The sequence below is a fragment of the Breznakia sp. PFB1-19 genome, assembly GCF_029893935.1.
Taxonomy (GTDB): domain Bacteria; phylum Bacillota_I; class Bacilli_A; order Erysipelotrichales; family Erysipelotrichaceae; genus Breznakia; species Breznakia blatticola.
Genome location: NZ_JARXXJ010000014.1, coordinates 1 through 25,004, shown reverse-complemented (window position 1 = coordinate 25,004; position 25,004 = coordinate 1). Strand labels below are relative to the sequence as shown.

General features: G+C 34.0%; 23 protein-coding genes. 19 read left to right on the top strand and 4 right to left on the bottom strand.

What is annotated here, in order from left to right; genetic code table 11:
• Positions 1-39: 39 nt before the first annotated feature.
• On the bottom strand, positions 40-1,692 hold the full coding sequence (locus tag M2098_RS07765; protein ID WP_280683347.1) for an NFACT RNA binding domain-containing protein: 1,653 nt from the start codon (positions 1,690-1,692) through the stop codon (positions 40-42).
• A 155-nt stretch (positions 1,693-1,847) separates the two neighbouring features.
• Between M2098_RS07765 and gmk the strand changes: the two genes are divergently transcribed.
• The 6 genes from gmk to M2098_RS07735 all read left to right on the top strand — a co-directional run bounded on the left by gmk (position 1,848) and on the right by M2098_RS07735 (position 7,835).
• The gene (gmk, locus tag M2098_RS07760) at positions 1,848-2,432 is read left to right on the top strand and encodes a guanylate kinase (RefSeq protein WP_280683346.1); all 585 of its coding nucleotides are present in this window, start codon (positions 1,848-1,850) and stop codon (positions 2,430-2,432) included.
• Positions 2,433-2,496: 64 nt separating this feature from the next.
• A complete protein-coding gene (locus tag M2098_RS07755) occupies positions 2,497-2,712 on the top strand; it encodes a YneF family protein (protein WP_280683345.1) in 216 nt (71 codons plus the stop codon).
• A 75-nt stretch (positions 2,713-2,787) separates the two neighbouring features.
• Entirely contained in the window at positions 2,788-3,567 is a 780-nt protein-coding gene (locus tag M2098_RS07750; RefSeq protein ID WP_280683344.1) for a polysaccharide deacetylase family protein, read from the top strand.
• Between the two features lie 14 nt (positions 3,568-3,581).
• Positions 3,582-4,277, top strand: coding sequence for a biosynthetic peptidoglycan transglycosylase (locus M2098_RS07745; RefSeq protein ID WP_280683343.1), 696 nt, complete (start codon positions 3,582-3,584; stop codon positions 4,275-4,277).
• Between the two features lie 29 nt (positions 4,278-4,306).
• Positions 4,307-6,058: an ABC transporter transmembrane domain-containing protein gene (locus M2098_RS07740; protein ID WP_280683342.1), complete on the top strand. Its 1,752-nt coding sequence runs from the start codon at positions 4,307-4,309 to the stop codon at positions 6,056-6,058.
• Positions 6,048-7,835, top strand: a complete 1,788-nt coding sequence (locus M2098_RS07735; protein ID WP_280683341.1) for an ABC transporter ATP-binding protein — start codon at positions 6,048-6,050, stop codon at positions 7,833-7,835. The genes M2098_RS07740 and M2098_RS07735 overlap by 11 nt, the downstream gene beginning before the upstream one ends.
• 47 nt (positions 7,836-7,882) lie before the next feature.
• Here the strand turns inward: M2098_RS07735 and M2098_RS07730 are convergent, their stop codons facing one another.
• From M2098_RS07730 to M2098_RS07720, 3 genes are all read right to left on the bottom strand, one after another.
• Positions 7,883-8,311, bottom strand: coding sequence for a MarR family transcriptional regulator (locus M2098_RS07730; protein WP_280683340.1), 429 nt, complete (start codon positions 8,309-8,311; stop codon positions 7,883-7,885).
• Positions 8,312-8,609: 298 nt separating this feature from the next.
• Positions 8,610-9,257: a glycerol-3-phosphate 1-O-acyltransferase PlsY gene (gene plsY, locus M2098_RS07725; RefSeq protein WP_280683339.1), complete on the bottom strand. Its 648-nt coding sequence runs from the start codon at positions 9,255-9,257 to the stop codon at positions 8,610-8,612.
• Between the two features lie 104 nt (positions 9,258-9,361).
• Positions 9,362-9,772, bottom strand: a complete 411-nt coding sequence (locus tag M2098_RS07720) for a hypothetical protein (RefSeq protein ID WP_280683338.1) — start codon at positions 9,770-9,772, stop codon at positions 9,362-9,364.
• 407 nt (positions 9,773-10,179) lie between these two features.
• Between M2098_RS07720 and parE the strand changes: the two genes are divergently transcribed.
• From parE to M2098_RS07655, 13 genes are all read left to right on the top strand, one after another.
• Positions 10,180-12,126: a DNA topoisomerase IV subunit B gene (parE, locus tag M2098_RS07715; protein WP_280683337.1), complete on the top strand. Its 1,947-nt coding sequence runs from the start codon at positions 10,180-10,182 to the stop codon at positions 12,124-12,126.
• Entirely contained in the window at positions 12,110-14,605 is a 2,496-nt protein-coding gene (parC, locus tag M2098_RS07710) for a DNA topoisomerase IV subunit A (protein WP_280683336.1), read from the top strand. The genes parE and parC overlap by 17 nt, the downstream gene beginning before the upstream one ends.
• 2 nt (positions 14,606-14,607) lie before the next feature.
• Positions 14,608-15,132 carry a hypothetical protein gene (locus tag M2098_RS07705; RefSeq protein WP_280683335.1) on the top strand — a complete coding sequence of 175 codons (525 nt, stop codon included), beginning with the start codon at positions 14,608-14,610 and terminating at the stop codon, positions 15,130-15,132.
• Positions 15,122-15,607 (top strand): GNAT family N-acetyltransferase, encoded by a 486-nt coding sequence (locus M2098_RS07700; RefSeq protein WP_280683334.1) that lies wholly within the window; start codon positions 15,122-15,124, stop codon positions 15,605-15,607. Before M2098_RS07705 ends, M2098_RS07700 begins: the two co-directional genes overlap by 11 nt.
• Positions 15,608-15,632: 25 nt before the next feature.
• A complete protein-coding gene (locus tag M2098_RS07695; RefSeq protein ID WP_280683333.1) occupies positions 15,633-16,577 on the top strand; it encodes a hypothetical protein in 945 nt (314 codons plus the stop codon).
• A 143-nt stretch (positions 16,578-16,720) separates the two neighbouring features.
• A complete protein-coding gene (locus M2098_RS07690; protein ID WP_280683332.1) occupies positions 16,721-17,455 on the top strand; it encodes an RNA methyltransferase in 735 nt (244 codons plus the stop codon).
• A gap of 23 nt (positions 17,456-17,478) precedes the next feature.
• Entirely contained in the window at positions 17,479-17,955 is a 477-nt protein-coding gene (locus M2098_RS07685; protein ID WP_280683331.1) for a pyridoxamine 5'-phosphate oxidase family protein, read from the top strand.
• Between the two features lie 293 nt (positions 17,956-18,248).
• The gene (pheS, locus tag M2098_RS07680; protein WP_280683330.1) at positions 18,249-19,283 is read left to right on the top strand and encodes a phenylalanine--tRNA ligase subunit alpha; all 1,035 of its coding nucleotides are present in this window, start codon (positions 18,249-18,251) and stop codon (positions 19,281-19,283) included.
• A gap of 8 nt (positions 19,284-19,291) precedes the next feature.
• Positions 19,292-21,682 (top strand): phenylalanine--tRNA ligase subunit beta, encoded by a 2,391-nt coding sequence (pheT, locus tag M2098_RS07675; protein ID WP_280683329.1) that lies wholly within the window; start codon positions 19,292-19,294, stop codon positions 21,680-21,682.
• 78 nt (positions 21,683-21,760) lie between these two features.
• Positions 21,761-22,045: a DUF6506 family protein gene (locus M2098_RS07670; protein ID WP_280683327.1), complete on the top strand. Its 285-nt coding sequence runs from the start codon at positions 21,761-21,763 to the stop codon at positions 22,043-22,045.
• Between the two features lie 62 nt (positions 22,046-22,107).
• Entirely contained in the window at positions 22,108-23,286 is a 1,179-nt protein-coding gene (locus tag M2098_RS07665; RefSeq protein WP_280683326.1) for a PLP-dependent aminotransferase family protein, read from the top strand.
• 353 nt (positions 23,287-23,639) lie between these two features.
• Complete coding sequence (locus M2098_RS07660; RefSeq protein WP_134168868.1) at positions 23,640-24,266, top strand: TetR/AcrR family transcriptional regulator; 627 nt, start codon at positions 23,640-23,642, stop codon at positions 24,264-24,266.
• Positions 24,263-24,913: a DUF998 domain-containing protein gene (locus M2098_RS07655; protein ID WP_134168870.1), complete on the top strand. Its 651-nt coding sequence runs from the start codon at positions 24,263-24,265 to the stop codon at positions 24,911-24,913. Before M2098_RS07660 ends, M2098_RS07655 begins: the two co-directional genes overlap by 4 nt.
• Positions 24,914-25,004: the final 91 nt, after the last annotated feature.

Below are 25,004 nucleotides of genomic sequence, written 5' to 3'. Positions count from 1 at the left end.
ATAGCACGTAATAAAAAGAGCATGTAGAATTTCTACATGCTAGACTTCATATGTTGCTAGGATTTCTTCAATAGCTTCTTTTTCAGGGTCGATATATATCGTTTTATAATTTGTTAGTGTCACAAATCCCATCGCAGCTTTATTTGGACGTTTTAATTGTCGCACAAGACAGTAGTTTACTGGTACACTGCTTGATTGCTTTGCTTGAGAGTAATAGGCAGCAAGCATCGCCGCTGTACGAATAATTGATTCACTTAAATCATTTCCACTGACTACAACATGACTTCCGTGCATATCTTTAACATGGAACCACGTATCATCACGTCGTGCTTGTTCGAATGTGATGTAATCATTTTGTATGTTATTTTTCCCAACATAAATATACGTTCCATCAATATGTAGTGTTAAAAAGTTTGGTTTGGCCTGTTTTTTCTTTTTGCGGATTTTATAGTGAATTTGCTTTGTAAAACCTAGATTTGCTAGTTCTTCTTTGATTTCTAATGCATCTTGTACACGTATATCTTGTAATTGTACTTCAAGATTTTCAAAGTAGCGAATCATAGTTTGTGTTTTATCAATCTGTTTAGCTACTTCCACAAGTGCAGTTTTACTTTTGTTGTATTTTTGATAGTATTTTTTTGCATTTTGTTTTACTGAAATTTTTGCGTCCAATGGAATATCGATAAGCGTTTCATCTTCAAAAGAAGGTAGTTGAATCTGTTGTAGATGTTTTTCGTAGTTTTCAGGATATGCATATAGCAAGTCTCCATACATACGATAGGTATCTAATTCTTCAGCAGCTTTGATTGTTTTTTCAAGCTTATCAAGTTTACGAACATTCTTCTTTAATTCTTGTTTTACTAGGCGTTCAATATCTCCAGACTGTTGTTTAATACGAACTTTCTCTTCTTTTTGATAATACAGTTCATCCATCGCATCCATGATTGGGTATACATGAAATGGTGCATCCAAGTGTTTGAGCTCAATCAGGTGGTAGTAGGTATCTTTACCTTTTTCATGTACATATAGAGTATTTGCATTTGCGATCTCCTTCATTATATCCACAAAACTTTCTCCTGCATTGGTGCGATATAAAACTTCATCACTTAATAAAGGAGAAAACCCATGAAATTGTTTTACAAGAGACTGGTCACGATCAAATGTTGTCGCAACAAATGGATCAATTTTTCCTTCATGCGGTCTTACTGGTGTATACATTGCTCCAGGGTGAATGGTTCTTGCGTTGTTTTCAAATGCTGGAATGCGTTTTAAAGCATCAATGATTTTATTTTCCTCATTTACTAAAATCATATTTGCATATTTACCCATAAGTTCGATATAAAGCTTATATTCTTTGTAGTCACCTAGATCATCTTTTACTTCGATAGTAAAACAAATGACACGATCTAATCCTGCTTGTTCGATGCTTTTTACAATACTGCGATCAATATATTTACGTAGGACCATCACAAAATTATTCGGACTTTCCATCGTTTGGTAATCACGATTTGTTATATGGATTCGATTGTATGCACTATGACAAGAAATCATCAATTTATGATTGGTTCTTTCACTGCGTAAGTTGATTAAAATCTCATCATTTGAAATTTGTTGGATTTTATTTACTTTAGCAGGTGTAAGTGTTTGTAGCTTATGTAATATTCTATGTAAGACTAATCCATCTAATGCCATATATAATGCCCTCCATTGACTAATTATTCATGCTTTTGCGATTACGAATCCGCAAAGTTTTCAAACTCTAGTTATTATAGCATAATCTATATAAGTTTCTTATTCACAAGTACGATAAAAATGCTATAATGATAACAATATCGTGGGAGAGTAATATGAAAAAAGGTTTGTTGATTATACTAAGTGGCCCAAGTGGTGTCGGAAAAGGTACAGTACGTAAGTACTTTATGCAAGATTCAGAACTTAATTTAGCATACTCGTTGTCAATGACAACAAGAAAACCTAGAGCAGGTGAGCAAGACGGAGTGGATTATCTTTTTGTTGAGAAAGAAGACTTCGAAAAAGCAATTGAAAATGGGGAATTGCTCGAATGGGCAGAGTTTGTTGGAAACTATTATGGGACACCGATGTCGCAAGTAGAAAAACTTCGTAACGAAGGGAAAAATGTACTGCTTGAAATTGAAGTACAAGGCGCAAAACAAGTTGCAGATAAAGTTCCTGATGCAATTAGTATCTTTATGATTCCACCAACGATGGAAGAACTTGCAAAACGTATTCGTGGACGCAAAAGTGAAGCGGAAGAAGTTGTACAAGAACGTTTAGCAAAAGCAGAGAAGGAAATGGAACTTATCAAAGACTATAAATATGTAGTTTGTAATGATGATCCTGAACTAGCTGCACAGTATATTGGCTTAATTGTGAAACGACACATGAATGATAACGAAACTTTAGCTCAGTAAAACAAATGTGTTGTAATATATGCATGAAATTTGTATAATGATATAGTATGTAGGAGGCAAAACTATGAACTTTTGGTATTCAATTGGAAGTTTAATCGCAGGTTTACTTATTGGAGGATTTTTAGGTTTTTATTTCACTAAAAGAAAATTCGAAAAAGAATTAAAAGAAAATCCACCAATTAATGAAAAAATGATCCGTGCCATGTTCCTTCAAATGGGTAGAAAACCATCTGAAGCACAAATTAAACAGATTATGAAATCTGTAAATGCGAATCGTTAGGATTTACATTACACTTCATATTAAAAACGAGGAATCCAATAACGTGATTCCTCTTTCTTTTTTTATATGAAACATGTGATCCGTTTTCTTAAAAGTTTACTTGTCGTATGTCTTAGCCTATTCAGTCTAATTACTTTCAAAACAGTAATTCTACATTACACGCGTACTGATGGTGTTGCGATTTTAGGGTATCACGGAGTTGTTAGTGATGAACAAAAGAAAACCATCTACACAAACGATCCTTACAAAATGAGTGTTAGTGAATTTGATGAACAAATGTCATATCTAGCAAAAAATGGATATCATAGTTTATCAATGGATGAATTGTATCGATATGTTGAAGATAAAAATGTTCAACTACCAAAGAAAAGTGTTGTCATTACTTTTGATGATGGATATGAAAATGTACTTACGAATGCATATCCAATCTTAAAAAAATATAACTTGCAAGCAACAACCTTTCTTATTGGAAAAAAAGTAACATCAAATCTAGATGGATATTTAAAACTAAGTGATATCCAAAATGATGAAACTATGCAATTTTATTCGCACTCTTTTGATTTACATCATAAAGCCAGTGGCTTTGATCGTAAAAAGATTGATGCAATATCTTTAGCCGATATTGCAGATGATTTCCAATCAAATCAAGGTGTGATTGATCAAAGTTATTTTGCTTTTCCATATGGGAGAACAAAATCTGGTATCGAAGAAATACTTCAAAGCTATGATGTAAAATTAGCCTTTGGCTATAATCAAAACCGCAAGATGATACGAGAAGACAACCGTTACTTGTTGCCTCGCTATTTCATGTTTGCAAGGATGCCATTTGCCTATTTTACTTGGCTAGTATCCTAACGTATAATAAACCTATGTTGAAATTTATAAGAAGAGTCATACTTACACTTATCATCATCGCCATCTTAGTTGTTGGAGCTTTTGCTCTTATCGGATATGTTGGTTATAAAGATGTTGTAGATAAGGTGAGTATCCTAGAAAAAGTAAATCAATTACGTAGTCAAGACACGTATGTCACACTTGATGAGATTTCACAACCAATGCAAGATGCAGTGGTTGCAATTGAAGATCATCGTTTTTATGACCATGGTGGAATTGATTATTATGCGCTTATGCGTAGCGTTGTAGTAAATCTAAGCGGAACAGGTAATCAAGGGGGAAGTACACTTACGCAACAACTTGCTAAGAACTTCTATTTTATGGAAGATAACACAAGTTTGCGGAAAATAAGTGAAGCCTATGTTGCAAAAGCTCTTGAAGAAAACTACAGTAAGGATGAAATTTTAGAGATGTATGTAAACATCGTATATTATGGTGATAATCATTATGGAATCTATGAAGCAAGTACGGGTTATTATGATGTGTTACCAAGTGAATTAAACTTAGCGCAAGCAAGTGTGCTAGCGGGTCTTCCACAGGCACCAAGTGTGTATGCACTAAGTAACCATAATCCACAAACGCAAGAACGCCAAAGAATGGTGCTTAAAGCGATGTTGGATTATAAATATATTAATCAAAGTGAGTACGAGGCAGTGATAAACAGCATATAAATCTGCCATCGTACATGTATGAGGGGATTATGAAAATATTTATCAAGCTTTCTTGGTTTATGAAACAAGAAAAGGCTAGTTATATCTGGGGGATACTTTCTCTTGCAGTAATAGCTGTGCTTAATTTAATACCACCGATGATTACAGCTACGATTATTGATGAAATGACAAATGGAACATTAACGGTGCAAACCTTATTGCTTCTAGTCGTTGGTCTTTTCATAAATGCTGCAATCATTTTTGCAATGCGCTATGTTTGGCGTATTTGTATTTTTGGTGCATCCTTTCGTTTAGAAAGGTTATTGCGCTTACGTTTATTTGAACATTTTGCGAAGATGTCACCAAGTTTCTTTAAAGAAAACCGTGTCGGAGACTTAATGGCTCATGCAACCAATGATTTAAAAAGCGTACAAAGAGTTGCTGGTATAGGAGTTTTACAAGGTGCAGATGCACTTATTTCAGGACTATCTACACTAGTTGCGATGATTTTCTTCGTTGATTTAAAGTTGACGTTGATTACACTAATACCAATGCCATTTATGATCATTGGTGCACAAATGTTAAGTAAGAAATTACATACGACATTCCATAAAGCACAAGATGCATTCTCAAATCTAAATAATAGAACTTTAGAAAGTATTAATGGAATTAAAGTCACAAAAACATTTGGACAAGAAAAAGAAGAAGTAGCATCATTTAAAGAAGAAACACAAGATGTCTACAAAAAGAATATGGCATATGTGCCTTGGGATGCTGGGTTTGACCCATTAATTGAAATCATTGTGGTGATTTGTTATATCCTGTTATTTATTACAGGGGCGAATATGATTGAAAATCATCAAGTGAGTGTGGGGCAATTGACAGCGATGGTAAGTTATATGAACTTATTGATTTGGCCAATGCTAGCATTAGGATTTTTATACAATAATGTAGAACGTGGAAATGTAAGTTATGATCGAATTCAAAAACTGTTTGATGTAACACCTGAAGTGCGTAATGTAAAAAACGCGATTCAACAAGTACCAACTGGTGATATCACATTTGATGTACAAGATTTTCGCTATGAAGATAGTACAGCTCCAGTGATTGATCATGTCCAGTTTAGTGTAAAACCAAAAGAAACACTTGGGATTGTTGGGAAAACAGGAGCAGGAAAAACCACGTTAATTAAACTGCTTCTACGTGAAAGTGACAGTTTTAAAGGAAGTATACATTTTGGTGATTATGAGACATATCGCTATGATTTAGGTATGTATCATCAAGCCTTTGGTTATGTTCCACAAGATCAATTTCTGTTTTCTATGAGTATTGCAGACAATATCCGTTTTGGAAAAAGTGATGCTACCATGGAAGAAGTAAAACAAGCTGCAAAACTTGCAAATGTACACGACGATATTGAAGGATTTGCAGAGGGATATGAAACGATGGTAGGGGAACGTGGTGTTTCTTTATCTGGAGGACAAAAGCAAAGAATTGCAATTGCAAGAGCTTTATTATTGGATCCTGAAGTGCTTATTCTAGATGACTCGTTAAGTGCAGTTGATGCAAAAACAGAAGAGCGAATTTTGGCTTCACTAAAAGAAGTACGAAACAACAAAACTACAATTATTGTTGCACATCGATTTAGTGCAATTAAACATGCAAATCAAATCATTGTTATGGATCAAGGGAAAATCACAGAACGTGGTATTCATGATCAATTGGCTGCTGGAAATGGTTGGTATGCGGAAATCTACAAATTACAAGAAACCTATCAAGGAGGTACATCTTATGAATCATAAGAATGATTTTTATAAAGAAACCTTCACCAGTAGCGAACAAAAAGTGATTTTAAAACGCTTATTGTCGTATTTAAAACCATATACAAAACCACTGATTATCGCATTACTTACGACAGTGCTTGCCACTACATGTTTTGTAATTGCACCACTTATTATGCGTTGGTTAGTAGATAATGGACTTACCGGAAATACTGTACATATGGATATTATTATCCAAGGAGCATTGTTATATGCTTTGATGTGTTCGCTATATGCGATTTTACGTTTCTTTCAATTAATCCAACTAAAACGTTTGGGGTTTAAATTATGTAAAGACTTACGTGATACACTCTTTGCGAAGTTAGAAGGGATGGGAATGCGTTACTTTGATCAAACACCAGCAGGTAGTTTGGTCTCACGTGTTACTAATGATACAGAAGCGATTCAAGAGATGGTAAATGAAGTTTTATCGGTGATTGTTTCAAGTGTCGTAATGATTATTGGTTGTGTCGTTGCGATGAGTTTTATGGAATGGCGTTTGGCACTATTTTGCTTATGCTTTGTGCCTGTGGCTGTTCTAATTATGTTTTACTACCAAAAACTATCAACGCGTTACTACTTAACTGCTAGAGAAAAACTATCACAGTTAAATACGCGACTTGCAGAATCGATTTCAGGAATGAATATCATCCAAATATTCAATCAAGAAAAACGAATTGCTAGTGAATTTGCAAATACAAATAATGAGTACTATGAAGCAAGTATGAAAAATGTGCGATTGGATGGATTGTTATTATCACCAACAATTCACTTACTAATTGCCTTGGCGTTAGCACTGATGTTAACATACATGGGATTTCAATCATTTGCTGGTTTAGCATCCGTTGGGATGGTAGTTGCTTTTATTGAGTATATCTATCGTTTCTTTGATCCAATGTTTCAAATTATGGATCGATTAAGTATTTACCAACAAGCAATCGTTGCAGCGTATCGTGTATTCTTTATTTTGGATCATCAAGAAGTTGCACCGATGCAAGATGAAAAAGAGGATGCAAAAATCACAGAAGGAAGAATTGAATTCAAAAATGTTTCTTTCTCTTATGATGGAAAGCATGAAGTATTAAAAGATATTAGCTTTGTGATTGAACCAGGAGAAACACTTGCATTAGTTGGACACACAGGTAGTGGGAAAAGTAGTATTATTAATGTTATGATGCGTTTTTATGAGTTCACCAAAGGAGAAATCCTCATTGATGGCATTTCCATCAAAGAATACCCAATGGATGAATTACGCAAACGTATTGGATTGGTGCTACAAGATCCATTTATGTATTATGGAACGATTGCAGATAACATTCGCTTGAAAAATAAAGAGATTAGTGATGAGGAAATTAAAGAAGCTTGTAAATTTGTCCAAGCTGATCAATTTATTGATAAACTAACAGACACATATCAGTATCAAGTGAGTGAAAGAGGAGCTAGTTTTTCAACTGGACAAAAACAGTTACTCGCATTTGCTCGTACGATAGTCACAAATCCAAAGATATTAATTTTAGATGAGGCAACTGCAAACATTGATACAGAAACTGAAAGTTTAATTCAAGAAGGACTTTCAAGAATTAAACAAGGTCGAACAAGTATTGCAATTGCACACCGTTTATCTACAATCAAAGATGCAAATAAAATTCTTGTGTTGGATAATGGTCGAATTATTGAAGCAGGAAACCACGAGAGTTTGATTGAAAAACATGGCGTGTATTATGCGATGTATCAACTACAAAAAAGTGGGGCACAATAAGAAAAAAACAACGTCAATACCATAATGGTTCGACGTTGTTTTGCTTTTTATCCGAGATTTAAAGATGCCATTTTATCTGAGTAGTCTTTTAATGCTTTATGTAAAGCAACCATCTCATCTTCAACGTTATCTTCGATTAGTTTTAAAAAGTAGTCATAACTTCCTTTAGAAAGTTCGTGTCCTTTTTCACTTACTTCAATGAAAATGATACGTTTATCCGTTTTTGATGTTTCACGAATTAATAAACCGCGTTTTTCAAGTTTGCTAACCGCAATAGAAAGGTTTGTTGCTGCTTTACGCATATGTTGAGCAAGTTGGTTTAGTGTCAAACGTCCACTTTCATCAATAATACGTAAGATACGCAATTCGTTGAATGAAATCTCATGTTCTTCATAAAATGGAACCATCCATTTTAATCCGTCTTCTTGAAGACGCATTGTCAGTTCTTCTACTTCTTGTATTACTTTTTTATCCATATAATGTCCCCTTTATAATTATAGATTACTATGTAAACCATATTCCTTATACTTACTATACTGATTAATTCATAATGAATCAATAGGAATACATAGGTATTTCATCATTTTTTTGTAATTAGTGTGCATATTATGTGCTTTTGTTGCTGCTCTTAACAAAAAATATATGCTTGTTGTAAGTATATACAAATACAATTGGCTTGTATATAGGTTTTTAAATGTATTTGCTATCCGATTATACACTATATACGATATGATTTCCTACAATATAAACGAATAAAAAAACCTCGATTGAGGTTTACTTGTTTTTTCTAAGCCAACTGACTTTATTTTCATTTCCATCAATGATACGTTTCATATTACTACGGTGTCTAAATATAACTAGCACTGCAAGTAAGATACTTGCAACATGAATACTTTCCGCACTTGTAATAAAGTAGATATAGATCGCTTGGGTAATAGATGCAAAGATTGATGCAAGTGATACCATTTGAAAAATTACTAAAATTACTAAGAATACTGCTAGTGGAATTAATAACATCCAAGGATCTTGGAATGTAAAGATTGCACATGATAGTAAGAAACCAAACATTGTGGCAACTGCTTTACCACCTCTAAACCCTGCAAAGATAGGATAACAGTGTCCGATTGCTGCAAATAGTCCTGCCCAAATCGATACCATAGAATCAAATAGTAGAGCACTAATACCTGAAGCGGCAACGACTTTTAAGACATCTAAAGCGATAACTGAAATCGCTGCTTTTTTACCAAGTACACGACCGGCATTACTTCCACCAAGATTTCCACTTCCATGTTCTCTCACATCTGTACCATAGAATACTTTACCAATGACTAAGGCAAAGGGGATTGATCCTAATAAATATCCAATAATAGAAGAAACGATAATTCCTATATACATCGGATGTAAATTGTTTAGTATATCCATAACATGCCTCCTAACAAGAAGATTATTGTAACATAAAACAAAATCATTGCGTATAGTAAATCTAAAAAAATAATAGACTGTAAAATGAGAAGTGCATACGCATACTACGTATTGTGGTTTGTTAGTTCATATTGATTTATATAGTTCGTATTCTTTTTTGCTTTGCTATATGTATAGATAAGACAAACAATCGCACCTAGTGTATTTGTAAGCAAATCGAGCATTGTATCGTATAGTGCAGTACGTCCTTGAAGTAAAGTTGCACCAGATCGATAGCGTTGTAAGTTCATATCCAACAGTCCATCCCAACTAAATTCCCAGAATTCCCAGATGATTCCACAAAATGCAGCAAAACAAAATCCAAATAGAATAACTAAAGAAACTGAAATTTCTTTTTCCTTACTAAGTTGCATCGCAAGTATATATCCAATCATACTTAATAAGGTAGGACTTAAGAAATGAAGTAGTTTATCCCACCATACAAATAGATTCACAAAATGTAAACAAGTTCCCATAAATATTGAAATACTAAGGAAAAACCAGTAATAGTTTTTTACAATTCTTGGAAGTTGGATTTTAAATAGCTTCGTGATAAGCATTGGAACAAAGATTAGAAATATACCTGATATACACTGAAGGATAACCATTATATTTGCACTGTTTGGTTTTTGCAGGTACCAAAATATATCAGTAGCTAAAATACAAAAAGCAAAGATGAGTAAGATAGTAGGTAGGCTTTCGTTTTTGTTTATGATATGATTCTTTTTCATGTAACGTATTATAAACGACTTAGTAGTAAAGAAACAGTTAAACACATAAAAAAACAAATTTTTTATTCGTTCATTCATAAATTGAAAAAGCGTGATAAAATTGGTATCATAAGTAAAGTTAAAGACAAGAAGCAGTAGAAAGGGTGTAAATAATGGCTGATAAAGCAAGTAAAACATACGACGGAAGTAGTATTCAAATATTGGAAGGTTTGGATGCAGTACGGAAACGTCCAGGGATGTATATTGGATCGACCGATGCAAGGGGACTTCATCATTTAGTATGGGAAATCTTCGATAATGCAATTGATGAAGCAATTAACGGATATGGGAATCTCATCAACATAACCATCTATAAAGATGGTTCTATTTGTGTTGAAGACTTCGGTCGTGGTATGCCAGTAGATAAACATGCCTCTGGAAAATCCGCATTAGAAGTAATATTTACCATTTTACATGCCGGAGGGAAATTCTCTGAAGAAGGTGGATACAAAACCTCTGGTGGACTTCATGGAGTAGGGGCGAGCGTTGTAAATGCATTGAGTCGCTGGGTCCATGTAGAAGTATGCGTAGGTGGTAAACGTTATGAAATGAATTTCAGTGATGGAGGAAGTAAAGTCACGAAATTAAAACAAATCGGAACAACAAAACAAACAGGAAGTAAAGTAACATTCTTACCAGACGATACGATTTTCTCAACTGTTGATTTCTCGTTCTCACAAATTTGTGAGCGTGCTAGAGAAAGTGCATTTTTACTAAAAGGAATTACGATTAACATTGAAGATGAGCGTAAGGACAAAAAAGAAACATATCATTTTGAAAAAGGATTGGAAGACTTCATGAATTATCTTCATGAAGATAAACAAGTATTCCATAAACCGGTATCCTTTGCTGGTGCATCTAGCAATGGAATTACCGTAGATTGTTCATTCCAATATATAGATGAATATCAAGAAAATATCTTTAGTTTTGTTAACTTAGTACGAACAAAAGATGGTGGAACACACGAAGTTGGTGCACGTTCTGCATTCACAAAAGTATTTAATGAGTATGCAAGACGTAATGGATTATTAAAAGAAAAAGATAAAAACTTTGATGGAAGTGATGTTCGTGAAGGACTAACAATTATTCTATCTGTAGGAATTCCAGAGAATTTACTTCAATTTGAAGGGCAAACCAAAGGAAAACTAGGAACACCAGAAGCGCGTGGAGTAGTGGATGCTATTGTAAGTGAGAAATTGACATTCTTCTTAGAAGAAAATAAAGACTTAGCAATCTCTTTGGTAAAGAAAATGCAACGTGCTGCTCAAGCTCGTGAAGCTGCAAGAAAAGCAAGAAATGAAGCACGTAACGGAAAGAATAAAGGAAAAACAGAAAAGATTCTATCTGGAAAACTTGCCAATGCGCAAAGTAAAGATTCTCGTAAAAAAGAATTATATTTAGTCGAAGGGGATAGTGCCGGAGGAAGTGCAAAACAAGGGCGTGACAGTAAATATCAAGCGATTTTGCCACTTAGAGGTAAAGTACTGAACACAGAAAAAGCAAGTATTCAAAGTATTGAAAAAAATGAAGAGTTAAATACGATCATTCATGCAATTGGTGCTGGTGTTGGTGCGAACTTTACTGTAGGTGATTCAAACTACAATAAAGTTATTATCATGACCGATGCCGATACGGATGGTGCGCACATTCAAGTATTATTATTAACATTCTTCTATCGTTACATGCGTGAATTAATCGAAGAAGGAATGGTGTATATTGCACTTCCACCACTATATAAACTAGAGCGTGGTAAGGAACAAGTATACATTTGGGATGAAAAAGAATTAAGTGAGAAAGCAAGCCAATATAAAGGGTATGCACTTCAACGTTATAAAGGACTTGGGGAAATGAATGCGGATCAACTTTGGGATACGACGATGAACCCGGAAACACGTACCTTAATACAAGTAAGTATTGATGATGCGATGGTTGCGGAAAGAAGAGTTAGTATTTTAATGGGAGATAAAGCAGAACCAAGACGTGATTGGATAGAAGAGAATGTATCTTTTACCATGGAAGATGATTTTGAAAGAGAGGTACAAGATGAGTCGAGACTCTAAACAAAAAGAAACACTCGAAAATAAAAGTGGAATAATTGTTGCACCTTTAGAAGAAATCTTTGGGGACCGTTTTGGTCGTTATTCAAAATATATTATTCAAGAGCGTGCTTTACCAGATGCTCGTGATGGATTAAAACCAGTACAACGCCGGATTTTATTCTGTATGAATGAAGAAGGAAACACACATAAAAATAAATATCGTAAATCAGCAAAATCAGTTGGTTTGATTATGGGGAACTATCACCCGCATGGGGATAGTAGTATTTATGATGCTATGGTACGTATGTCACAAGATTGGAAGACACGAGTACCATTGATTGATATGCAAGGAAACAATGGTTCGATTGATGATGATCCAGCTGCCGCAATGCGTTATACAGAGGCTAGATTATCAAAAATTGCGCAGATGATGCTTGAAGATATCGACAAAGATACCGTGGAGTTTGCACCTAACTTTGATGATACAGAAAAGGAACCAACGGTATTACCTGCACGTTATCCAAACTTGCTTGTAAATGGAATTAGTGGGATTGCTGCAGGTTATGCAACCAATATTCCAACTCACAACCTTGGAGAAGTTATCGATGCAACAATTTATCGTATTCAAAATGGACATTGTACTCTTGATGAATTAATGGAATACATTCAAGGTCCAGATTTTCCAACAGGAGCGATTGTTCAAGGGTTACAAGGAATTAAAGATGCCTTTTCTAGTGGGAAAGGTCGTGTCATGGTTCGTGCAAAAGCAGATATTGAACCAACTAAGACCATTCAAAAAATTGTTATTACAGAAATTCCATATGATGTAATTAAGTGTAACTTAGTTCGTAAAATGGATGAAATACGTATCAATAAAGACATTGATGGAATCATTGATGTTCGTGATGAATCTGACCGTAATGGATTACGTATTGTGGTTGATGTAAAGAAAGATGCAGATGCAAATCTAATCTTAAATTACTTCTATAAACATACAGATCTACAAGTGTCATTCAACTACAACATGGTAGCAATCGTAAATAAACGTCCTGTGCAACTTGGCTTAGCACAAGCACTTGATGCATTTATTGCACACCGTGATGAAGTAATTATGCGTCGCTCAAAATATGACTTAGAGAAAAAAGAAGCTAGATGTCATATTTTAGAAGGTCTAATTAAAGCTATTTCGGTACTTGATGAAGTAATTGCAATTATTCGTAGTTCAAAAGATAAAGCTGATGCAAAACGCGGATTGATTGAAGCATTCCAATTTAGCGATGCACAAGCTGAGGATATTGTAACTTTACGTTTGTATCGTTTATCAAATACAGATGTTACACAATTACGTGAAGAATTCGCACAATTATTAAATGAAATGGAAGAACTTCGTGATATTATTGATAATCCACGTAGCTTACGTCGTTTAATGATTAAAGAATTAAAAGAAGTAAAACAAGAGTTTGCTACTCCACGTAAGAGTAAAATCGAAAATGAAATTGAAGAAATTAAAATTGATAAAGTACAAATGATTAGCAATGATCGTTATGTGATTACAGTTTCAAAAGATGGATATGCAAAACGTGTAAGTTTACGTTCTTATGGAGCAAGTGAAAATATCTTCACAGGTTGTAAAGAAGGTGACCATATTATTGGCTACCACGAATGTAACAACCTTGATACATTAATTTTCTTCACAAATAAAGGAACGTACGGATATTTACCAGTGTATGAACTTGAAGAACATAAGTGGAAAGATATCGGTACACATTTAAATACTAAGATTAAGATGAAGGGTGATGAAAAGCTAGTAAATGCCTACATTCTTCCTAACTTTAAACAAGATGGATACTTTGTTTTCACAAGTAAACATGGAATGATGAAGAAAACTGCGATTGTTGACTTTGAAGTAAGTAGAAACAATAAGACAATGACATGTATGAACCTTCATAAAGAAGATGAACTTGTTAGTGGAGTACTTGCTTATGCAGATGATGAAGTATATGTAGCAACTTACAATGGATATGGAGCACACTATAAATTAGACCAAGTTCCAGCAAGTGCACCAAAATCAAAAGGTGTAAAAGCGATGAATCTAAATGATGATTTAATTGTAGGCGGTCAAATTGCCAATATGCATTCTAAATACTTACTTCTAGTAACCACTGCAGGAGCCACAAAACGAATTAAATTGGATGAAATATCACTTATGAATCGTCCAGTAAAAGGATTGCTATTACACAAGCAAGTGAAAAGTAATCCAAACTATATACGCTACATGCGCATTTTAGATGCAAGTGAATCATTAACGTTTGTTGATGATGATGTACAACACATCGAAAGCACAGAAATTAGTATTATGAATCGTGAATCAAGTTTCTCAAATTCAATCAAATTACAACCACATTTCTACTTAATGAAAGGGTTGTATGAAGTGCAAGATCACCCATATAGTGGAGTAAGCGAAGATAGAGAGTTTGAAGAACTTACATTGAAGGTATAATCATGGAACTAAAACAACTAATTGAAGCAAATAATTATGCATACAAGCAAGAGATTTATTCTCTTGCTTATGATTTATTACATGGAGAACACAGTAAACAAGATCAACCGTATATCGTATATGCGTATGGTTTGCACTTTGAACATTTAGAAGATAAGAAACAAGCAGGTTTTTGTTTTCTAGCACTACGCAATAGTGCATATTTTTATGATGATGAAGTATTGAGTGACCACGCGGTAGAACATTCTGCATTTGTTGAACGCAATAAGAAAAGCTTGTTTAAGAAATTGGTTATGGTAAATGTTGTAATGAGTATCGTATTGTTTGTAGTGATGCTATTTTTACTTAAATTACCAATTCTTTATGTCTTAGGTTTAATTGCGATTATGGTTCTTATCAACCTTGGCTTGCAAGGTCGTAGAACGATGAGAGAATATCCACAAAACATGCAACATGTACTTGAAAGTGAAGTTCGTGACGAACGTTTACTGGAAGTTGTGGCAGATTTAAAGACTTATGACAAGTAAATGTAAGGTTTCTTACCGTTTTGCGACGCGTGAGGACATAAGCAAAGTTCTATACTTTATTCGTGAGCTTGCTATATATGAAAAAATGCTTGATGAAGTAGTTGCAACTGAGAATGAACTTGAATACTGGCTATTTGAAAAAAAGACAGCAGAAGTTATCTTTGCAGTGGTGGATAATAAAGAAGTTGGATTTGCCTTGTTTTTTCATAACTTTTCAACATTTGTGGGAAAAGCAGGATTATACTTAGAAGATCTGTTTGTCCTTGAAGCATATCGTGGACAGGGAATTGGAAAGTATTTATTTCAACAACTTGCAACGATTGCTTTAGATAGAGGATGTGGACGCATGGAATGGTGCTGTTTGAATTGGAATCAGCCAAGTATTGATTTCTACCTTTCTCTAGGTGCTAAAGCGATGGATACTTGGAGTACATATCGACTGACAACAACAGAATTACAACAATTAGCGAAATAGTCATAGCTCAACAAAAGAGGGATGTATGAAGACATTTGATAAAACAGTATTTAAAAGTGTATGTCATAGCGGGTCTTATAATGAAATCAGTACATACTTACAAGATGTAAGTGATGCTGATGATATAAAGAAACAATATGATGATATCTTTCAAAAACATCAGTATGTTTGGCAACATGATGATGTAGAAATCAACACGTTTTTACATAGCTATGAAACATACTTATGGCATGCATTTACACATCATGAAAGCATTGAACAAAGAAAAGCGTTTCTGTTTGATAAGTTACAATCACAATTTCCAAATGCTTCTTCTTGGGAACAACTAGAAGAACAGGTTGTTCAGTTTTTCAAAGATAGAGGCTATTATGCACTTTTGGGGATAACCCCACCATTTCCTGATTTATATGCATGGAAAACCCAAAGACAACGTACAGAAAATGTTTCTTTGCCTTATGGAAATGTAGAAATGCAAGTATATGAGATGGATGATATACTTAGTCATGGTTGGTATCACTATCTAGCATTAAAACATGGTGGAACCGCAGGCTGGGTTAGTGATGATGGTGCATACTATTTTAAAGATATGTATGATATAGAATCTGAAGAGTTTCAAGTTAGTTTATTGAAGCATGAAGGACAACATTACTATGATTTACAAATGTATCCAGATATGAAAAGTACAGATTTGGAATATCGTGCAAAACTAGTAGAACTTATTTATGGTACAGATGAAACACGCTTATTAACTTTCGTAAAACAACAAAGTAGTGATCCAAATCATCCACATGGGTATGCAAATAAAGTACTAATCGATGCACTAATAGATAAATTCTTCGCAAAGGGTGCACTAATAGATGAAACATCATGGGAATTAATTTATGATGATATTAGATATTATGCTCGTCAGTTACTAGATGAACATTCAAATGCTTTAGTAAATCATGATCTATCAACCTCACTTATTTAAGGTATACACAATATAGAATTCAAGCAAACGGTGGATTATTCATCGTTTTCTTTTTACATTTTTCATTTATATGAATTGATATTACATAGTTATTAATTCATAATGATATAGAAAGATATACTACTTTATGGTATACTATCTACATGGAAATATTATCAGTAAATAATCCACGCGTGAAGCAGTGGAAGAAATATGAAAAAAAGAAATATCGCGATCAAGATCAACGCTTTTTGGTTGAAGAAGCACATTTGATTGAAGAGGCATTACAAGCAAATGTATTAGAAACATTACTTGTTTTACAGGGAAAAGAAGTACCATGTAATCAAGGAGTAGAGTATATTGAAGTAAGTCAACAAGTCCTTGATAAACTATCTACTCATGTTTCAAGTGTATCGATGATTGGGATATGTAAACAACTTACACATAAAGCGCAGTCTTTAGAACGCATTGTTTATTTGGACAATATACAAGATCCAGGAAATGTTGGAACAATCATTCGTACTGCGTATGCACTAGGATATGATGCGATTTATATGAGTGATACAAGTGTGGATCTCTACAATGAAAAAGTGATACGGGCAACCCAAGGGGCGCTCTTTCATATGCCGATTATACGAGGCAATTTACTTGAGATGATGTCAATACACCAAGAGCATGGTGTGCATGTGTATGCAACCGCATTGGATAAACAGGCAAAAATGTTATCAAGTATTGCAGTGTCGACACCATTTGCATTAGTCTTTGGAAATGAAGGAAGTGGGGTTTGTCCAGAAATTCTGGCACAAGCAAATACAAAAGTGATGATTGAAATGAAGCAATTTGAATCATTGAATGTTGCAGTTGCAGCTGGTATTTGCATGTACGAATTTAGTCACTAAAGCAGGGAATAGGAAAGGGAACTATGTTTACACAAGAACACTTTAGCGATGTAAAACGGGCAATGAAGACAATGAATTACTTAATTGATCATGCAGATGAAACAACCATTTCATCTGTTGGCAACGATGGATATCCTACCATTAAAACGATGCGTCCAGCACGTTGTCATGATTGCATTCAAACATTTTATTTTGCGACAACTAGAAATGCACTTCGTACATTGAATTACTTGAACAATCCAAAAGCAGCAATTCATTTTTATGATGCAAACTTTGTACGTACTTTAATGTTACAAGGGTCTATGCGTGTATTGGGACATGAAGAATCCATTCAATATTATGAAAGCCAAGATGATGAATATTTTAAACTTGGTATTAATGATCCTTCCTTTTGTATTTTGGAATTTCGAGCAGAGCGAGGACGTTTCTATAGCAACTTGCATATCTATGAATTTATTGTTCATGAGTTTTTACAAACGTATTATGATTTGATGACTTAGAAGACTAGGTCATCTTTTTTTGTATCCTTGATTAAGTGTATGCTTTGTATTATAATAACGTGGTAAAACGTTGATTAGGACTAGTACTATTGTACGCTTTCTTGATAGGGAATAGTTGCCTTGACTGTAAGCAACTTAAGAAAGTAAATAGGAATTCACCTAGGAGTGAGATTAATACTCTCCCGTTACCACGGTTATTGGTTAATTAAGTGTGTCGCAAGATGAAATAGGATGGTACCGCGCAATAGCGTTCCTATATCAACTTGTTTTTTTTATGCAGAAAGGAAAGAATCATGGAAAAATTAGAAACGTTACGCCAAGAAGGTATAGCGAAAATTGAAGCTTGTACATCAACAAAAGAACTTCAAGATGTACGTGTATTGTATCTAGGAAAAAAAGGTCCAATACAAGAAGTAATGAAAATGATGAAGGATTTAAGTCCTGAAGAAAAACCAAAGTTTGGACAACAAGTAAATGAAATTAAACAGTTGTTGGCATCAAAAATTGAAGAGAAAAAAGTAATTCTTGAAGAAAAAGAGGTTAACGAAAAACTGATCAATGAGAAAATTGATATTACATTAAGTGGATTAAAACCAAATCTAGGAAATTTACACCCACTTATTATGGTCCAACAAGAATTAGAAGACTTATTTATTGGATTGGGATATGAAATTGCTGAAGGTCCAGAAGTAGAACTTGATCTATATAACTTTGAACGTGCCAACATTCCAAAAGGACACCCTGCACGTGATATGCAAGATACATTCTATATTGATGCAGATCGTTTATTACGTACGCATACAACAGCTGTACAAATGCGTGTTTTAGAAGAGAAAGCACCAAGTTTGCCAATTAAAGTTGTTTGTCCAGGTAAAGTGTATCGTCGTGATGATGACGATGCTACGCATTCTCACCAATTTACGCAACTTGAAGGATTGGTAGTTGGTGAAAAGATTCGTTTATCGGATTTAAAAGGAACACTTGAACTTGTTGCTAAAAAGATGTTTGGTGATGATAAAAAGATTCGTTTCCGTCCATCATATTTCCAATTCACAGAACCAAGTGTAGAAGTCGATGTAAGTTGTCATATCTGTGGTGGTAAAGGATGTCCAACATGTAAAGGAACCGGATGGATTGAAATACTTGGAGCAGGTATGGTACATCCAAATGTATTATCTATGGCAGGATATGATCCAAAAACAGCAAGTGGATTTGCCTTTGGAATTGGAATGGAACGTGTTGCATTACTGAAATATGGAATTGATGACATCCGTCATTTATATACAAACGATGTTCGTTTCTTAAAAACGTTCAGTCGTTTTGAGTAGGAGGATTCATGTTAATAAGTAGAAAATGGTTAAGCCAATATATGGATATTCAAGCATATACCATTGAAGAGTTGGCTGATAAAATTACTGCTGCAGGTCTTGAAGTCGAAGGAATTGAAGTCCTTGCAAGTGGAACAAATTTAGTAATAGGGGAAGTTATTGAATGTAATCCTCACCCAGATAGTGATCATTTATCTGTTACAAAAGTCGATGTAAAAGATGAAGTGTTACAAATTGTTTGTGGAGCACCTAATGTGCGCAAAGGTTTAAAAGTAATCGTTGCTAAAGTAGGGGCAAAACTTCCAGAAATCGAAATCAAAAAAGGAAATATCCGTGGTGTCGAAAGTAATGGAATGCTTTGTAGTTTACTTGAACTTGGAGTAGATGCAAAAAGTTTAACGGAACAACAAAAAGCTGGAATTGAAGAATTAGATAGCGATGCTATAGTTGGTCAAACAGATGTACTTGCCTATTTAGGTCTTGATGACGAAGTATTAGATATTGGACTTACACCTAACCGTAATGATTGTTTAGCAGCATTTTCAATGGCAAAAGAAGCAGGAGCAATCCTAGATACTCCAGTTATGTTGCCTTCTTATGAAGGGGCAGCAAATGGTGGAGATGCATCACAACTTGTAGTTAAAAGTGAAACAGAAAAATGTCCATTATATTCAGGAAAAATTATCAATTCACTAACAATTAAAGAAAGTCCAAAATGGATGCAAGAACTTTTGCATTCAAGTGGAATTAAATCGATTAATAATGTAGTTGATATTTCAAACTTAGTTATGCTAGAAACAGGACAACCACTACATTTCTTTGACTTATCAAAACTAGAAAAACAAGAAATTATCGTTAAAGATGGATTGCATGAAACATATACTGCGCTTGATGGAATTACATACCAATTAGAACCAGAAGATATTGTGATTACGATCAATGATAAGCCAGTAGCAATTGGTGGAGTCATGGGTGGTGATGATTCAAAAATTGATGATGATACAACTGCAATCTTAATCGAGACAGCAAGTTTTGATCATGTAAGTATTCGAAATACAGCACGTCGTTTAAATCTAAATACAGATGCAAGTATTCGTTACCAAAAAGGTATTGAACCATTAGCTCCATATAAAGCAATGGATCGTGCAGTTCAACTACTTGTTGAATACGCAGATGCAAAAGGTATTGAAGAAACAAAATATTCTGCAGATATAGCTTATGAAGATACGGCATTTGATGTAAATTTACATGCTATCAATGAATTGTTAGGATTAGAAATCAGCGTAGAAAAAGCTATGGAAGTACTTACACGCTTAGATTTTGCACCAACAAAAAATGGAGATATGATTCATGTTGTCATTCCAAGTTACCGTACAGATATTAAAATTGAAGCAGATATTGCTGAAGAACTTGTACGTTTAATTGGTTTTGATGACTTACCATCTACACTTCCATTAATGCCGGAAACAGAAGGAAAGTTAAATAAACGCCAACAACTTCGTCGTTTATTACGTAATACCTTATGTGCACAAGGACTACAAGAAGTCGTTACTTATACATTAATTAGTGATGATATGAATCGTGATGCAATTATGCCACAAGCTACAAATGTTGCAGTTGCTTCACCAATGAGTGAAGACCGCAAAATTATTCGTGGTAGCATTTTACCAAGCATGTTACACTGTATTGCGTATAATAAAGCGCGTAGTGTAAAAAATGTAGCATTCTTTGAAATCTCTGAAGTATATTCAAATGAAGATAGTGAAGAACGTCTAGCACTTGCAATTCAAGGAGATCTTCAACAAAACCGTCACTTACATTATGAAATCAAACCTGATTTCTATACAATGAAGGGTTTAATTGAAGCATTACTAGATAAACTTGGTTATAATGCAAGTCGTGTCATGATCAAAGAAAATGATGTAGATACAACACATTTCCACCCATACCAAAGTGCTGCTGTATACATTGGTCGTGACTTATTAGGTATTATTGGAGTCATTCATCCAACGATGGCAAAAGCATATGGTGTAGATACAACCGTAATGGCAGAATTAAAACTTGAAGTAATTCTAAAAAATAAAACAAGTAAAGTTAAATTCGAAGCGATTTCAAAATATCCAAATGTAGTTCGTGACTTAGCATTTGTAGTTGATGTAGAAACACCTGCTGGAGAAATTATCAAAGCAATTAAAACCACAGGTAAAAATGTAATCCAAGATGTTGAAGTGTTTGATGACTATCGTGGAGAACATGTGGAAGCTGGAAAGAAATCATTAGCGATTTCGATTACATTCCAAGCAAAAGACCACACATTAACCGATGAAGAAATTACAAACTTGTATAACCAAGCAAGAGATGTAGTAAAACAAAAATTCAATGCAGAGTTAAGAGGATAAAATATAAGTTACAGGAATTTCTGACATTCCTGTAACTTTTTACTATAATGAAATTGAAGATGTAGGAGGTACAAGATTATGAAATTTGCATATATTATTATGGGACCTTTTCAAAGTGATGTGGATCGTGCATCTATTCACAATGAAAAAGCACAAATCATTGGTGTAAAAACAATTGAAGAAGCGTGTATAGTCGCTAAACGTCTACAAAAAGAAGGAATTAGTTGTATTGAACTATGTGGCGCATTTACACAAAAAGGTGCAAAAAAGGTTATAGAAGCAACAACTGGCGAAATAGCTATTGGCTATGTAATACACGATGAAGATCAAAATGAAATATACGACAAAGTTTTTTCACGCTAAATATTTCTAGTATCTTCACTCGTTGGGTGATATAATTAGAAAAATATTTTGGGGGATACATTATGAAATACGCAAAACGAATGAATCATATAAAGGCATCAGAAATACGTGAAATATTGAAAATAACTGAAAATCCTGAAGTTATTTCGTTTGCGGGTGGACTTCCAGCACCTGAATTATTTCCAATTGAAGAAATTAAACGAATTAATGAAATTGTTTTAGAAGAAGATGGGCAAAAAGCACTGCAATATACAACGACTGAAGGATATCAACCACTACGAGCTTGGATAGCAAACCGTATGAAAAAACGTTTACAAACCAGTTTTGATGCAGATCAGATACTGATTACACATGGTTCGCAACAAGCACTTGATTTAAGTGGTAAAGTATTCTTAGATGAAGGTGATTATGTAGTTTGTGAGAGTCCTACATATTTAGCTGCAATCAGTGCATTTAAGATGTATGGTGCCAAGTTCATAGAAATTGACTGTGATGATACAGGAATGAATATGAACGCCCTAGAAGAGCAGTTAAAACAAAACCAAAAGATTAAGTATATATATGTCATCCCAGATTTTCAAAATCCAACAGGAAGAACTTGGAGTCTAGAAAAGCGTAAACGTATTGCCCAACTATCTAATATGTATGATGTTCCGATTATCGAAGATAATCCATACGGTGAGTTACGATTTGAAGGTGAATATTTACCTTCGATTGCATCATTTGATAAAAAGGGAACATGTATTGTAACTGGAACATTTTCAAAAACATACTGTCCAGGATATCGAATTGGATGGGTTGCAGCAAATAGTGATTTAATTAAGCAATATGTGCTTGTCAAACAAGGCTCAGATTTACAGTGTAATACGATGTCCCAATTAGCGATTGCAAAGTTTGTTGAATTATATGATCTTGATGCGCATATTCAAACCATCACTAAAGTATATAAAAGACGACGTGATTTAGCGGTTCAAACAATGCATCAAGCATTTCCAAAGAATGTACATTTTACAGAACCTGAAGGTGGATTGTTTGCATGGGTAGAGTTACCAGAACATATTAATGCACGTGATGTGTTAGATACTTGTTTAGCATCAAATATTGCATTTGTACCTGGTGGCTCATTCTTTCCAAACGGTGGACATGAAAATACGTTTCGAATCAATTTCTCAAATATGAGTGAAGACCGTATAGTAGAAGGTCTTACAAAACTAGGAGATATTCTTAATCAATTTGTATAACAAAACATAATAAAAGGTTTTCTAAACACGCATTGCGTAATGGAAAACCTTTTTAATATATGTACTTCTTAGCAATGAAATCACGAAGGAAATAAGTGCTTGCAAGTTAAGATTATATGATTTCTTCCTGAATATCAAGGAGCTACTGATCTTGATTTACATGAACTTGAAGAATATTTAACATATAAAGGCTACTCATGTAAAACAAGTGCAAACAACTAAGTATTGTAAGCTGACTAAGTAAATCGATTATATAAAGTTGCAGAATACTCTGTGACTTTTATATTTTATTGACGGCTAATGATTGTTAGCCTATAATGGATGTAGCTAATGATAATTAGCTTGGAGGATGTATGAATACAAAAGATCGAATTGTTGAATGTGCATTACAACTATTTTCTAAAAGAGGATATAGTGCTGTAAGTGTTGAAGAAATTGCAAAAAATGTGGGTATTAAAGCTCCATCACTTTATAAACATTTCAAAGGAAAACAAGCAATACTTGATGCGATTGTTGATGAAATGAATTGTCGTTACATAAAAACTATGCATAAACTAAATATCAGTGGAAGTGATGCTTTAATGGATGTTTCAAAATTATCTATCATTTCCAATGAACAACTTACAAATATCGGGAAATACCTCTTTTCGTTCTTTATACATGATGAGTGGATACAACAGTATCGAAAGTTACTTGTTTTGGAACAGTTTCATAATAGAGATATTGCACAGCATTATACGAATCAGTATTTCAAGGATCCACTTAATTATTTGGAGTCATTATTTTCATCAATGATGGATAACAATCAAATGCATGTATATAATGCAAAAATTATTGCTATGCATTTTTATGCACCTATAAAACAGTTAATTGATCTATGCGATTCAGATGCTCAATTTGAAAATGAAGCGCTTGTATTACTAGAACAACACTTACAACAGTTCAATGCGTTATATAGAGTAGAGGAGCATCAATTATGAAACGTAGAAGAATTCAATATTTTGGGCTTATGGGTATTGTGAGTTTTATAGCGTATGTTATGACAATTACATGTTCAACTTTTGCTTATCCTAATTATAATTGGATGTCACAAGCAGTAAGCGATTTATTTGCATTAGATTCTCCTGCTCTTGGTTTGTGGAATCAACTAACCATTGTATATATGGCAAGTGGAATTGTTAGTATCACACTTGTTTATGTGTATATAGAAAATAAGTTAAATCAATGGATTCAATTAGGTATCGGATTATTCACTTTAATGAATTGGATTTCTTGTATAGGCTATCAATTATTTCCATTATCACAAAAAGGATATGCAGGTACATTTACGGACTTCATGCATACATATGTAGTTACACTACTTGTTGTTTTATTGTCTATTACGTCGTTGATATGTATTATCATAGGTGGATATAAAGATAAAACCTATATCAATTTATCTAGATGGGCTGCTACTTCGCTACTATTTATGACGTTTGGAGCAATCGGAGTAGGTATTGTCCCTTCAGAATTCTTTGGAATTCCTGAACGGTTCAGCGTTTTATCAGCGACTTTTTTTAATGCTGTACTTGGATATTATTTATATAGAGGGTTTCAATTTCCAACTAAAAAGCAACGGGTATTATGATGTACCCCCTGTCAAGTAGACAGGCGAAATAAATAAAGAATTCTATATAGCTTGGTTACACATTAGTAATCAGGCTTTTACTTTGTTTTGA

Excerpts from the sequence above, each read along its gene's own strand:
- M2098_RS07700 (WP_280683334.1), top strand. The coding sequence starts at position 15,122 with ATGACAAGTAAATGTAAGGTTTCTTACCGTTTTGCGACGCGTGAGGAC.
- M2098_RS07740 (WP_280683342.1), top strand. The coding sequence starts at position 4,307 with ATGAAAATATTTATCAAGCTTTCTTGGTTTATGAAACAAGAAAAGGCT.
- M2098_RS07745 (WP_280683343.1), top strand. The coding sequence starts at position 3,582 with ATGTTGAAATTTATAAGAAGAGTCATACTTACACTTATCATCATCGCC.
- M2098_RS07695 (WP_280683333.1), top strand. The coding sequence starts at position 15,633 with ATGAAGACATTTGATAAAACAGTATTTAAAAGTGTATGTCATAGCGGG.
- M2098_RS07685 (WP_280683331.1), top strand. The coding sequence starts at position 17,479 with ATGTTTACACAAGAACACTTTAGCGATGTAAAACGGGCAATGAAGACA.
- M2098_RS07720 (WP_280683338.1), bottom strand. The coding sequence starts at position 9,772 with ATGGGAACTTGTTTACATTTTGTGAATCTATTTGTATGGTGGGATAAA.
- M2098_RS07690 (WP_280683332.1), top strand. The coding sequence starts at position 16,721 with ATGGAAATATTATCAGTAAATAATCCACGCGTGAAGCAGTGGAAGAAA.
- M2098_RS07655 (WP_134168870.1), top strand. The coding sequence starts at position 24,263 with ATGAAACGTAGAAGAATTCAATATTTTGGGCTTATGGGTATTGTGAGT.
- pheT (WP_280683329.1), top strand. The coding sequence starts at position 19,292 with ATGTTAATAAGTAGAAAATGGTTAAGCCAATATATGGATATTCAAGCA.
- M2098_RS07730 (WP_280683340.1), bottom strand. The coding sequence starts at position 8,311 with ATGGATAAAAAAGTAATACAAGAAGTAGAAGAACTGACAATGCGTCTT.
- pheS (WP_280683330.1), top strand. The coding sequence starts at position 18,249 with ATGGAAAAATTAGAAACGTTACGCCAAGAAGGTATAGCGAAAATTGAA.
- M2098_RS07665 (WP_280683326.1), top strand. The coding sequence starts at position 22,108 with ATGAAATACGCAAAACGAATGAATCATATAAAGGCATCAGAAATACGT.
- gmk (WP_280683346.1), top strand. The coding sequence starts at position 1,848 with ATGAAAAAAGGTTTGTTGATTATACTAAGTGGCCCAAGTGGTGTCGGA.
- plsY (WP_280683339.1), bottom strand. The coding sequence starts at position 9,257 with ATGGATATACTAAACAATTTACATCCGATGTATATAGGAATTATCGTT.
- M2098_RS07735 (WP_280683341.1), top strand. The coding sequence starts at position 6,048 with ATGAATCATAAGAATGATTTTTATAAAGAAACCTTCACCAGTAGCGAA.
- parC (WP_280683336.1), top strand. The coding sequence starts at position 12,110 with ATGAGTCGAGACTCTAAACAAAAAGAAACACTCGAAAATAAAAGTGGA.
- parE (WP_280683337.1), top strand. The coding sequence starts at position 10,180 with ATGGCTGATAAAGCAAGTAAAACATACGACGGAAGTAGTATTCAAATA.
- M2098_RS07765 (WP_280683347.1), bottom strand. The coding sequence starts at position 1,692 with ATGGCATTAGATGGATTAGTCTTACATAGAATATTACATAAGCTACAA.
- M2098_RS07755 (WP_280683345.1), top strand. The coding sequence starts at position 2,497 with ATGAACTTTTGGTATTCAATTGGAAGTTTAATCGCAGGTTTACTTATT.
- M2098_RS07670 (WP_280683327.1), top strand. The coding sequence starts at position 21,761 with ATGAAATTTGCATATATTATTATGGGACCTTTTCAAAGTGATGTGGAT.
- M2098_RS07660 (WP_134168868.1), top strand. The coding sequence starts at position 23,640 with ATGAATACAAAAGATCGAATTGTTGAATGTGCATTACAACTATTTTCT.
- M2098_RS07705 (WP_280683335.1), top strand. The coding sequence starts at position 14,608 with ATGGAACTAAAACAACTAATTGAAGCAAATAATTATGCATACAAGCAA.